The organism is Alcanivorax sp. HI0044 (assembly GCF_001634945.1).
The window spans coordinates 1-11066 of sequence record NZ_LWEZ01001362.1 but is presented as its reverse complement, the minus strand read 5'-3'; the positions used below and the strand labels follow the sequence as shown (position 1 = coordinate 11066).

Below are 11066 nucleotides of genomic sequence, written 5' to 3'. Positions count from 1 at the left end.
GTCGGGGCGCACCTGAACGCTGGCTTGCTAGGTATCGTCGGTCTGAGGTGCAACTCAGCCGATGGATTCTTTATCGGCGTATGAATAGGTGCGGGGTGGGGCCAAATCTCCTACCGTCTGTACCCTTGGGTCAGATGCTCCTTTGGTCCCTCCACCCCGGCAAGTCCTGCATGGTTGCAGGAAGAGCATTCAAACATACAAGCGCCACTTGAGGCGCGAACTGCACCGTTCTCAGACAGAAGAAACGGGGATCAGAAAACGACGCCTTCCTCATATCACAGCTGCCCGGAAAGGGCGTCGTTGTAACCCGTTGAGATTTCTGGTTTTATCGGTCGGTATATGAATTTGATAAATGTAATAGGAAGCCGGCGTGTTCATTGGATATTCGAGCGGGCTTCCTAATACCTGTTATGAGTTTTTAAGGTGAATATGGAAATATCATATAAAAAAACTGTTATTGAGCATAAAGACAAACCCGTTATGTACTATGACGGTGACTCAATGGGCGGTGGCACTATAAACATAAATTGTGGTGCTTGTGGTTATGATATTTCAAAAGAAACATTCGAGTTTTGGAAAGATAATAAAGAACAAGAAAAAGTAATTGTTAGTAAGTTAGGTAAGAATTTCAATTTACCCCAGAGCAACCAGTGGGGTAACACTTTTTTAGGTATTATGTCATGCAACAACTGTAATGCTGTGCATGCCCTACACATTCATTATGGTGAGGTCTCAAATGGCCATTGGCAAAGCAGTCTTCATAAGGTCTTGTTGTGTAACTCATAACAAGTCAAAGCAGGCATGGACGCGCTTACAGCGCGCCCCTGTTTGAAGCGTTATGCAAAAGGTGTTGAATGTCAGCAAAGGCATTAGCTCGTAATTTGCGCGATGAAATAGCGCACCTAAAAAACGAGCAGGGTATCAATGCGATTCAGAGTGACGACCTACTTGCTTATCTCAATAGGGTTATCGATGCCCCAGAGGAGGAGGTCGATCCGGTTAAACTGGAGCAGATACGCGCTCAATTACAGGCTAACGTAGAGGATCGTAAAGCTCAGCAATCGTCGGCTCTTGAAATGTTTAGGTCCGTAATAACTGCGGGGCAAAACGCCATTAAGACGTCGTTGCTGATGAACGGAGGTGCAACAATTGCCCTCCTGGCTTTCCTAGGTAAGTTGACCACTGAGAATCCAGGCAAGCTTTCGGTTTTTTCTGGCTCATTGATGATTTTTACTTTTGGGGTATTCGTTATTGGCCTGGTCTCAGGTTTAACGTATTTGAGCCAGTGGCTTTACTCTTCACAAAGTGAACGATGCAAATTTTGGGGCTGGGTTTTGAACGTGAGTTGCATTTTTATGGGGCTCGCTTCATACGGGATTTTCATCTGGGGTGCCATAGACACCTATCTCGGATTCAAGCAATTTGCATAACAAATCGCGTCACTTGGGCGGCCTGGACAGGCCGCCGGTGCGCTTAGGCGTTATATTTTCATCAGAGTTAACCTTTAGGACTGATTAATGGCAATTGAGGGATATGAACGGCAATCATTTGGAAAGAAGCTGGCAAAGCTAGTTTTTCCTGCGCAGCCGATCCATAGTATTGAACATTTATTCGGAAGAGAGAAGGAGCTCAGAAGAATTGAAGAAGCTCTTTATGCTTCTGGGCGCCATATTTTTATCTATGGAGACAGAGGGGTTGGTAAATCTTCCCTCGCTGCAACAGCTGCCAACCAGTATCAGAGTTCTGACTCAGAATACATAGATGTATCCTGTTCTCCAGACGCAACTTTTTCAGATGTAATAGCAAATATTGCTTACCAAGCCATCAGTGCTAGTAGGCTTAGCAAGAGAACAATAAAAGAAAAGGCCGGAGCTACTTTCAAGTTTCTAAATCTTGAGCGTGCCGCCGAAATTACTCTTCGTGACCTTCATGATGAAATAAAGTCGCTTTTGGATGCAGTTGAAATGCTTCGTGAAGTATCAATAATTCATTCTGAGTGGACACGAGGGTCAGGTCTTGCCCCGTGCGTCAAGTAGATAAAGGCAAGAACTGCCCTGAAATTGGGTTGCGGAATTGGGTTGCGGAATTGGATTGAAAGAAAAAATTAGTCTCTATTAATTAGGGTTGGCTGTAATGACTAGTGAGTGTTTATAAAATAACAGGCGCTAGGTAAGGGGAATGAATTTTGGCATTAACTCAAATGCAGCTCATTCAATCGTTGGGTGAAGCAATGACTTGGTTTGAAAGGGAGTTGCTTTGGGGAGTGCCTCCTACGGAATTGCGCCATCTTATTGGGCGGATCGGGGAACTTTACTCTGCGCTAATTACCAATGGGCAGATGGCTACGGAAGTAAATCAAAAAGGTTATGATGTTGTGAGCGGAGATGGGGACCGTATTTCCGTAAAAACAACAGCAATGATGGGCTTGGGTGGCCATATATCGTTTAACCCTAGAACTCTTCACGAGGTTGATCGTGTCATGATACTTCGTGTGAATACAGAGGAAATGCAAATTGAAATGCTATTTAATGGTGGTGTCTCTGAGGCAATAAACCTTATGGGGGTCGAAAACTCTCAAGGAAAATATTCTATTTCTTTATCAAAGCTGGTTCGGACTCCCAAGCCGGCTTCCCAGCTCAAAGCGATCAGAGTTGCAGAATACGGCAATCGTAAGATTAGGGAGCTGGAGAACGGCTCTATAGAGGTGTATGTCAATGGTGAATTATCACCAGTCGCTAAACCTGAATTAAGAACGTTAGCCAGTGAGCTAAAGCTTGGCATTCTCAATAGTAATGGAAATCCATATAACACCCGTCAGCTAGGCGCTTTAGTGATCAATTGTATTGAAGGAATGAATTGAGGATTTTAGACTTCCGTTGGGGGTTAATTAAATGTACAGGGGGTGATCTTTTCCCATGTTAAATAATTCAGGCTTCCAGATTCGCTAGTAAATGGTTCACGCCTCAAGTGGTGCTCCTGCAGTAAATTTCTTGGCTGGTGCGGCACGTATAGTCTTGCCGTTGGCCTGTCAGGTTTTATGAAACCCAAAGACCCCTTAATCCTCTGGAAAGACAATGAACACAAACCTGGTCAAAAACGGTTTTATCGCCGCCGCGCTAATGAATATTGGCGGTGTGCTGCTTTTCTCCCGTGCTTTCACCAATGACGCCATCAACCAGGCCGATCCGGTGGTGATGTCCAACTTTGGGCTGCTGATGATTGTGGTGTGGGGGCTGGCCTATCTGGGGGCGGCGTTTATCCAGGGCAATATCCGCTGGCTGGCCGCAGCCTTTGCCGTGGAGAAGCTGGTGTACGTGCTGGCGTGGGGGCTGTGGATGGCGAACCATAGTCTTGGCGGGGTGTATGAGCAGGATCTGTTTGCCGGGGTGTTTTACAGCCTCTACGGGCTCAACGACCTGGCCTTTATGCTTTTCTTTGGCTGGGTATTTTTTTCGCAACGTTCCAACGGCTGATGGCTTATGAATCCCACTGAAACCGGCAAGAAATACGACACCATTACCCACCTGTGGGAAAGTGAAAAGTTCAATCGCCAGAATGGTATTGAGGCGCACAAGCGGGCGCTGCAGTTTGTCCGCCGCAAGGGCCGGGCGCTGGATGTGGGGTGTGGGTGTACGGGCCGGTTTATTGATTTGCTACAGGAAGAAGGGTTTGCGCCGGAAGGTGTGGATATTTCAGAGAAGATGCTGCGATTGGCCGGTGACCGCCACCCGGATGTGACCTTCCATCATCAGGATATCTGCCAGTGGGACAGCCCTGCTGATTATGCTTTTATCACGGCGTGGGACAGCATCTGGCATGTGCCTCTCTCGGAACAGGAAAATGTTATCACCCGGCTGGTGAACAGCCTTGCAGCGGGCGGGGTGCTGATCTTCTCGTTTGGCGGTACCGATGAACCGGGAGATCACCGGGATGATTTCATGGGCCCGGAAATGTATTACTCCTCCCTGGGCGTTAACGGCTTTCTGGCGCTGGTATCCCGGCTTGGCGGTGTGTGCCGGCATCTGGAGTATGACCAGTATCCCGAGCTTCATACCTACATGATTGTGCAAAAGCCTGAGGTATCTGTTGACTGATTTTTTCCTTCCGCAGTGTGCCGGTTGCTGGCGCTCAGGGGGGGATGCGATGAGCATGTTCTACTGTCTTAACATCGTGACGCTGGCGGCCCGCCAGTAAGCCGGGAGACGTTAATGCCGCTGTCGATCAAACGTGTGGTGCCACTGGAATCGTTCAAGTTGATTATCGAGTTCGACGATGGCCGTTTTCGCCAGTTTCCCTCTGCCCGGGTCGCGGATACACCGCTGTGGTTTCTGGCGTTTCCTCTCAAGCTGCGAGCCTGTGACGTCACCCCCGGGGCGCTGAGCTGGACGGCCCTGGATAAAACCCAGATGTGGGATGGCCAAAATGTGTGGGAGCAGGAAGCGTCGCTGGACGTGCCGGCACTGCTGAAGTGGTCTGAAGCAGTGGATTTTGCGGATTTGAAGACGGCGACCTTGACCCTGGGCATGGAGAACCGTGCACCCACCGAGCAGGATCAGCGGCATCATGTGTATACCGTTTCCATACGGCCCTTCTGCGATGACAAATGGTTGGTGCTGGGAGAAAGCATTGGTGGTGGGTTTGCCGAGCGGGGCGGTTCGGTGGCTCTGACGCTGGACAGTATCGATACGTTTGGTGACTGGAAGCGGCATTGTCAGCTTGCCGGTTGCGATTGGGTTGTTCCGTTTTTCCTCCGTGTTGATATGGATCATGCAGAGCGGGTGGACGACATCCTGCGGGCTTACCGGAACAGACTTCCCTGATGGCGGTCGGATAATGGATCTGAATGATTGGAAAGCGAGCGGGGTAGGGGTATGTCACAACGCCTGGGATGCGGGTTAGCGTTACTTTGGGGGCTGTTGTCAGGCGTTGTGCAAGCAAACGCTTTTCAACAGGATCTGGTGTCGGCGGCGCTTGAGCGCACGCAGCATCAGATTAGCTACAACGGCGCCTACTATCGGTTGGATTACCCCAATGGTGATGTGCCGGCGAATATCGGTGTCTGCACCGATGTGGTGATTCGCGCTTACCGTACTCTGGGCGTAGATCTTCAGGTTTTGGTTCATGAGGATATGGCAGCCAACTTCGCGGCTTATCCGTCCAAACGGATCTGGGGGCTAAGTTCCACCGATCGCAATATCGATCACCGCCGCGTGCCAAACTTGCAGGCTTTCTTTGCCCGCCATGGCAAGTCATTGCCGATAAGCCAGACTCCGTCGGATTATAAGCCCGGAGATTTGGTGACCTGGATGTTACCCGGGAATTTGCCTCATATTGGCATTGTTACCGACAAGCTGGCGGCGAACACGGGCACTCCGAAGATTGTGCATAACATTGGTGCGGGGCCTCGCCTGGAAGACATGTTGTTCGACTACCGCATCACCGGGCATTATCGGTATGAGCCTGCGGGCGATCATTCTGAATAAGCGAAGGTGGGAGAGATGGCGACCTATCCAATCGACGGTGCTTGCCAGTGCGGTGCGGTGACCTACCAGTTATTGGCTGAACCCCAGAAAGTACTGGCCTGCCACTGCAAGGCGTGCCAGAAGCTGTCCACCAGTGCATTCAGCCTTACCGCTGTTGTACGCGCCCAAGACATTGTGTTTCATGGTGAAATGCGCGAATGGCTGCGTACTGCGGACAGTGGCAATACCAGTGCGGCAATGTTCTGTCCCACCTGCGGCAATCGCATTTACCACGTTAACCCGGATGAGCCAGACAGTATCAAACTCAAACCAGCCAATCTGGCGGATACCAGCATTCTTGAGCCCCAGGCGCATATCTGGATCAGCGAAAAGCAGGATTGGTTCAAGATTCCGGAAGGGGTGAAAACCTTCGACAGGCAGCCGTAAGCGTGCTGGGTTGAAAATTTTTAGCCGTGAAGTGGCGGCGTTCTTGTTTAAAAAAGGTGCAGGATGATCAACGTTTGGATGGTCAGGGCTGTCGCCACTCTGGACGTTTTTCTCGGCGTGATGTTTTGGGTTGCCGATATTGGGCTGTCCGTGTCGAGCAATAACATCACTACTGTTTCTGGCCCGTCTCCTGAACTCAAGATACCTGCTGCATTGTGCATTGCCCTCGGGGTAATTGTCTTTGTTCTGGATCGGTATCAGTGGACGCGGCCGGCGGCGATCATGGCCGTTATTTTTCAGCTTGCCGGGGTTGTCGCCGCGCTGGGATATATCTGCCTGGCGTGGCTCCTCGGTTAGCGCATCGCGCATGGTGGCCATGGGCTTCCCGTCTGTAGCGTGACACTTTCCCCAAAACCGTCCACCATCCGGTGAAGGAATGATGGAATCTACGATAAGTAGCATAGGGAAGCGGTGAATGGGGCATTTGTTTCTATCAGTCAAACTGGCCTTGCTGGTATTCGGTGTGGGAATTCTTACCGGCTGTGTGGGGACGCCAGTGGCTGATGTGGATGCCGTGCGCGTACAGGTTGACTGGAAAACCGACAAGGCGCTGCAACAGTTCTCTGCCGAGATGCCGGAGCTGCAACAAAAACTGGATGCTGCCCCGGGTTACATTGTCGGCACCACCGATGTTTTGCTTCTGGGTCCCCTGGGGGGTGGCACGTCGGTGGCGGTATTACACGACCAGCGCGATGACACCCATACCTACCTGGATATTCATTCCGTTCGCATGGGGCTGGGGATTGGTGCGCGGGCGGAGCGCTTTGTGGCGGTGATTAGCGACCCGGCTGTGATCGACCAGATCACACGGGGCAAGTGGCTGTTACGCTCCAATGCAAGTTCCAATGTGGGCAACAGTGATGAGCAGCTTGGCTCCGCCAATGCGGGCATTGAGCTGTTTGTTTCCAGTGAAACCGGGGTGTCGGCGGGCGCCAGCATGGATATCAGCCAGGTACGGGTGAATCACCGCCTCACTGATACCGGCCTGTCCCAGTATAACTTTCCCAATCGCTACTCCAGCCACGATACTCCCCGTGATGATGCCCCACGTTACTGGAACCATCCGCTGCCATTGCTTGGCAAGCAAGCGGTGGCCAGGGGGTATGACTTGCCGATGCCTTTCGGTATCGGTGTGCTGCGGGCGGATGTACGCCAGGACATGCGTATCGAAAACCTGCAGGTGGGTTTCAATGGCAATGGCACTCGGCCATACGAGTTTGTGTCTTTCGGCGCCGATAGTGATTTGATTACCGAGCAGATCAAGGTGGATGCCTGGGTGCTGCCTTTCCTGAACCTGTATGGCACCTTCGGGCAGGTAAACGGGGACCTGGATCTGGATATTGCGATTGATGGCGATACCATGCTGGATCAAATCGGCAAGGACTGTACTGGCGCGATTAGGCCGCCGGTGTGCCACCTGTTTGAAGGCAAGCAGGTGCGTTTTCCCATCGATGTGGACCTGAGCCCGATGAATTACGGTGCCGGTGGCGTGGTGGCTTCCGGGTGGCGGGATTGGTTTTTGCTGGTTCCCTTTAACGTGACCTGGACGGATTCCGACAAGACCACGTTGGAAGGGCGTGCCTTGACCATCAGCCCGCGGGTGGGGCGCGGCTTTGCATTAAACCGGGCCGGGCGGTTGACGGTGTTCGCCGGGGGTAACTATCTGGATGTGCGTACGGTAGCGGCCGGTAGCCTGGCGATACCGGGCACCGATCAGGTGCTGGATTACAAGGTGGATCAGAGCAATTCTGATCGCTGGAATCTGGTGACGGGAGCCAACTGGGACGTAACGCCGAGGCTGTCGGTCATGCTGGAATACGATGGATTTATCGGTACTCGCGATGCGTTTATTTCGGCGGTTACCGTGCGCTTCTAATGGTTTTGCTTCCCTGTACAAGCCCCACTTGAGGGGCGAAATCCAAACCTGAAAGACATCAGATTATCTTTGTGACTTCTGCTCTGTAGTGAGACGAGTTTCGATCCCCCCGTCGCTGTTCGCCCCTCAAGTGGGGCTCCTACAGTAGTCTGTTGTGGCGACGGTCAGTGTCGTTTGGCGTAGGCGTAAATAACGGCGGCCACCGGGATGCCCAGGCCCAACCAGGATACTCCGTCGTAGATGCCATCGCCGAGCAGGGCGGCCAGCAGCCCCACGATACTGGTGATGCCGATGAACAGCGGAATGGCAAAGATACGGCTCATCATGCCCCTCCAGCGTTGTTGTTTCGCCGCCGTACCCACCACAGGTACAGGCCGGTCACCAGCACCACAATGGTAAACAGGTCCAGTACAAACCAGAGAATCTTCAGCGGTAATCCGCCGTAATCCCCAAAGTGTAGTGGCCCGGAAAGGGCGAGTGCCTTGTTGTACCAGGGCATCTCCCGCATGCCGGCAAACTCGCCGGTGCGGGCATCAATCAGCACCGGTGTGGTGATGTGCGAAGTCAACGGCGTGTTGCCGTGCAGGAAAATGGCGTAGTGGTAGTTGGTGGACCAGTCGCCACCGGGGAAGGCCACGAATTGCAGTGTCATGTCTGGCGCTGCTTCCACTGCCTGCTTGACGGCCTCATCCAGCGAGGCCATTTCAGCCGGGGTGGGAACGGTGTCGCCCTGGTAGCCGGCAGTCAGGTCGGCCAGTGCCTGGGTTCGCCAGGTAGTGGTGATAGGGTCGGCAAGGCTGTTCACCACGCCGGTGAGACCCACCACGGTGAGCCAGGCGACGGTCACAATGCCCAGCAGGTTGTGATAGTCCAGCCACTTGATGCGTTTGGCGCGCCGGGTGCGCAAGGCACCGAATTCCAGTTTGCGCATGAAGGGGGCATAGAGCACAACGCCGGACACAATGGCGATGATCAGCAGCAGGCCCATGGCGCCCAGGAACAGCATGCCGGGTAAGCCCAGGAACATGTCGGTGTGCAGTTGCAGCAGGAATTCCATGATGTCGAAGCCATCGTGCCCGGGTACCGGCTCGCCGCTGGTTCGATCGAAAGATGCCATGGTCATGTCGCGTCCGGGGGAATCCGGCGCGGGACCACTGGTGACGTTGATAACCGGGCGGTCGATATCGAAGCTCATGTACAGCGGGACTTCACCAGGGCGGTGCTGCGCCGCCTGCTCGAGAATATCGTCCAGACTCAGCAGCGCACCGTCAGGGTTGGCGGGTTGCCAGTGGTCACTGTGGAGAACGCTGTCGAGTTCATCATGAAAGATCAGCGGCAGTCCGGTGATGCAAAGCATTAACAGGAAGGCGGTGCTGATCAGGCTGGTCCAGGTGTGCAGAGAAGACCAGATTCGGAACGTGCTTTGTTTCATAAAAGATTGCCCCGGCAGGCCGGGGCGTTTCCCTGGGATCAGAATTCGTAGGTGCCGGATAGCATAACGGTACGCGGAGCGCCTACGGTCAGGTAGCTGGAACCGGGGAAGCCGCCGGCGGAAGCCCAGTAGTCCGCATCTGCCACATTCTCTACCCGGGCGCGCAGGGTCAGCATCTTAGCGTCTCCGACCGGGATCAGATAGCGGGCACCGAGATCCAGGCGGGTCCAGTCCGGTATTTTCTGGGTGTTGGCGGCGTTGGTATATTGGGAACTGGTGTAAATCACGCGGCCGTCCAGGGACAGGCCTTCCGTGCCGGGGACAGCCCAGTCCACATTCAGGTTGGCCTGGGTGTCCGGGGAGCCGATGGCGTCTTCACCATCCACGTCGGTATCCAGCAGGCTGACACCGCCGAGCACTGTCAGGCTGTCCAGTGGCTTGCCGTAGGCCATCAATTCCAGGCCGTTGTTTGTCTGGTCATCCACGATTTTGAATGTGTTGTTGCCGTCGAAACCGGTGATGGGCTTCTTGCTCTGGAACAGGGAAACGCTACCGCCCAGGTTTCCGGCATCGAACTTCATGCCCAGTTCGGTCTGTTCGGTGGTGAAGGGGGCAATGGTTTCCCCGGCGTTAGCCACCGGCTGGCTGTTGTTGTTGGCGGGAGCGTTACCGCCAGCCACCAGGCCTTCGATGTAATTGGTGTAGAGGGAGACGGAATCGGTGAGGCGGTACAGTACGCCAACGGACGGGGTCACATCGTTGTCTTCGTACTTGTTGCCTCGGGCGCCGGTGTCGTAATCGTAGCTGGTGTCTTCGATTTCCTGGTAGCGGGCACCGAGTGTCACCAGTAGTTTATCGTCCAGCATGGCAAGCTGGTCAGCCAGTGCGACGCTGCGCATCTGGGTTTTGATGGTGGTTTTGGGATCGTTCAGATCGCCACCGGCGAAACCCAACGCCGGCATGGGAGCCGTCTGGGGATTATAGATATTGCCGGTGATGCCTCCCCCAAAGATAAAGGCGTTCTTGGAGTCCAGTTCATAGCTGGCGCTAGACAGGCTCAGTGTGTGCTTCACCGGGCCTGTAGCGATATCCCAGCGAACCCCGGCTTCGCCAGTGATGACGGTATCTTCGCGGACATTCTCGAAACGGCTCGCGGTGTAATCGCCCGCAGTATTGTTAACAGTGGGATTGGCGAAGATGGCATCTTCGTCGCCCTGGCGGGCCCCGGCAGCAAGCCAGGCGGTGACGTTATCCGCAAAATCATACTCTGCGCGCAGGGTGCCAAACAGGTCTTCAGAGTTGGAGTAAGTCCAGGGCTGGGCGACGCTCTTGTCCGCATCCGGGGTTTTCTGGATGGGTACGCCGGAGGCAAAGGTGATGCTGGGCATGGAGGCATCCATACTGAATTTCTGGAAGCCCAGGTCGGCGGAGAGACGCAGGTTTTCTTCGCGGAAATCCACACCGATATGCGACATGGATATTTTCTGGTTTTCGCCATCCACAGCGGTGTCGCCATCGCGGCGGGCGGCGTTAATGCGGATGCCGGCACGGCCGTCGTCACTACGGCGCGCCAAGTCCACGGCACCGTAACCCTGGCCGCCGCTCTCCACGCCGAGGGTGAACTGGTTCACCGCATAGTTGGGGGCGCGCTTGGGCAGTACGTTGATTGCACCGCCCAGCCCACTGCCGCCGGGCGCAGCGCCGTTCAGGAACGCATTGGCGCCGCGGAAGACTTGAACGCGCTGAATGAACTCCGAGGACAGGTATTGGCGAGGGAGCAGGCCATAGA

At 54.0% G+C, this 11066-nt stretch carries 14 protein-coding genes; 11 read left to right on the top strand and 3 right to left on the bottom strand.

The features are described 5' to 3' along the window. Window positions 1-423 precede the first annotated feature (423 nt). The 11 genes from A3730_RS30525 (at window position 424) to A3730_RS20150 (ending at window position 7845) form a co-directional block, all read left to right on the top strand. Complete coding sequence (locus tag A3730_RS30525) at window positions 424-786, top strand: hypothetical protein (protein ID WP_156496675.1); 363 nt, start codon at window positions 424-426, stop codon at window positions 784-786. 68 nt (window positions 787-854) lie between these two features. Continuing rightward, the gene (locus tag A3730_RS20195; protein WP_063519445.1) at window positions 855-1430 is read left to right on the top strand and encodes a hypothetical protein; all 576 of its coding nucleotides are present in this window, start codon (window positions 855-857) and stop codon (window positions 1428-1430) included. A gap of 87 nt (window positions 1431-1517) precedes the next feature. Then, the gene (locus tag A3730_RS20190) at window positions 1518-2036 is read left to right on the top strand and encodes an ATP-binding protein (RefSeq protein WP_063519444.1); all 519 of its coding nucleotides are present in this window, start codon (window positions 1518-1520) and stop codon (window positions 2034-2036) included. Window positions 2037-2185: 149 nt separating this feature from the next. Then, window positions 2186-2860 (top strand): hypothetical protein, encoded by a 675-nt coding sequence (locus A3730_RS20185; protein WP_063519443.1) that lies wholly within the window; start codon window positions 2186-2188, stop codon window positions 2858-2860. 214 nt (window positions 2861-3074) lie between these two features. Next, window positions 3075-3473, top strand: a complete 399-nt coding sequence (locus A3730_RS20180; RefSeq protein ID WP_063519442.1) for a hypothetical protein — start codon at window positions 3075-3077, stop codon at window positions 3471-3473. A gap of 6 nt (window positions 3474-3479) precedes the next feature. After that, entirely contained in the window at window positions 3480-4094 is a 615-nt protein-coding gene (locus A3730_RS20175) for a trans-aconitate 2-methyltransferase (protein WP_063519441.1), read from the top strand. A gap of 114 nt (window positions 4095-4208) precedes the next feature. After that, on the top strand, window positions 4209-4820 hold the full coding sequence (locus A3730_RS20170) for a hypothetical protein (RefSeq protein WP_063519440.1): 612 nt from the start codon (window positions 4209-4211) through the stop codon (window positions 4818-4820). Between the two features lie 51 nt (window positions 4821-4871). Next, complete coding sequence (locus tag A3730_RS20165; RefSeq protein WP_063519439.1) at window positions 4872-5483, top strand: DUF1287 domain-containing protein; 612 nt, start codon at window positions 4872-4874, stop codon at window positions 5481-5483. 15 nt (window positions 5484-5498) lie between these two features. Continuing rightward, window positions 5499-5909 (top strand): GFA family protein, encoded by a 411-nt coding sequence (locus A3730_RS20160; RefSeq protein WP_063518561.1) that lies wholly within the window; start codon window positions 5499-5501, stop codon window positions 5907-5909. A gap of 63 nt (window positions 5910-5972) precedes the next feature. Then, window positions 5973-6266, top strand: coding sequence for a hypothetical protein (locus A3730_RS20155; protein ID WP_063519438.1), 294 nt, complete (start codon window positions 5973-5975; stop codon window positions 6264-6266). A 118-nt stretch (window positions 6267-6384) separates the two neighbouring features. Further along, window positions 6385-7845: a hypothetical protein gene (locus A3730_RS20150; protein WP_063519437.1), complete on the top strand. Its 1461-nt coding sequence runs from the start codon at window positions 6385-6387 to the stop codon at window positions 7843-7845. A 164-nt stretch (window positions 7846-8009) separates the two neighbouring features. Here the strand turns inward: A3730_RS20150 and A3730_RS31965 are convergent, their stop codons facing one another. The 3 genes from A3730_RS31965 to A3730_RS20140 form a co-directional block, all read right to left on the bottom strand. After that, window positions 8010-8171 (bottom strand): hypothetical protein, encoded by a 162-nt coding sequence (locus tag A3730_RS31965; protein WP_197468595.1) that lies wholly within the window; start codon window positions 8169-8171, stop codon window positions 8010-8012. Beyond that, window positions 8168-9277: a PepSY domain-containing protein gene (locus tag A3730_RS20145; RefSeq protein ID WP_156497013.1), complete on the bottom strand. Its 1110-nt coding sequence runs from the start codon at window positions 9275-9277 to the stop codon at window positions 8168-8170. The genes A3730_RS31965 and A3730_RS20145 overlap by 4 nt, the downstream gene beginning before the upstream one ends. A gap of 38 nt (window positions 9278-9315) precedes the next feature. After that, a partial coding sequence (locus A3730_RS20140) for a TonB-dependent siderophore receptor (RefSeq protein ID WP_063538773.1) occupies window positions 9316-11066 on the bottom strand: 1751 nt, incomplete at its 5' end.

What these genes read in the sequence shown, in the direction of transcription:
- A3730_RS20195 (WP_063519445.1), top strand. Translation starts at nt 855, where the DNA reads ATGTCAGCAAAGGCATTAGCTCGTAATTTGCGCGATGAAATAGCGCAC.
- A3730_RS20190 (WP_063519444.1), top strand. Translation starts at nt 1,518, where the DNA reads ATGGCAATTGAGGGATATGAACGGCAATCATTTGGAAAGAAGCTGGCA.
- A3730_RS20180 (WP_063519442.1), top strand. Translation starts at nt 3,075, where the DNA reads ATGAACACAAACCTGGTCAAAAACGGTTTTATCGCCGCCGCGCTAATG.
- A3730_RS20175 (WP_063519441.1), top strand. Translation starts at nt 3,480, where the DNA reads ATGAATCCCACTGAAACCGGCAAGAAATACGACACCATTACCCACCTG.
- A3730_RS20170 (WP_063519440.1), top strand. Translation starts at nt 4,209, where the DNA reads ATGCCGCTGTCGATCAAACGTGTGGTGCCACTGGAATCGTTCAAGTTG.
- A3730_RS20165 (WP_063519439.1), top strand. Translation starts at nt 4,872, where the DNA reads ATGTCACAACGCCTGGGATGCGGGTTAGCGTTACTTTGGGGGCTGTTG.
- A3730_RS20160 (WP_063518561.1), top strand. Translation starts at nt 5,499, where the DNA reads ATGGCGACCTATCCAATCGACGGTGCTTGCCAGTGCGGTGCGGTGACC.
- A3730_RS20155 (WP_063519438.1), top strand. Translation starts at nt 5,973, where the DNA reads ATGATCAACGTTTGGATGGTCAGGGCTGTCGCCACTCTGGACGTTTTT.
- A3730_RS20150 (WP_063519437.1), top strand. Translation starts at nt 6,385, where the DNA reads ATGGGGCATTTGTTTCTATCAGTCAAACTGGCCTTGCTGGTATTCGGT.
- A3730_RS31965 (WP_197468595.1), bottom strand. Translation starts at nt 8,171, where the DNA reads ATGATGAGCCGTATCTTTGCCATTCCGCTGTTCATCGGCATCACCAGT.
- A3730_RS20145 (WP_156497013.1), bottom strand. Translation starts at nt 9,277, where the DNA reads ATGAAACAAAGCACGTTCCGAATCTGGTCTTCTCTGCACACCTGGACC.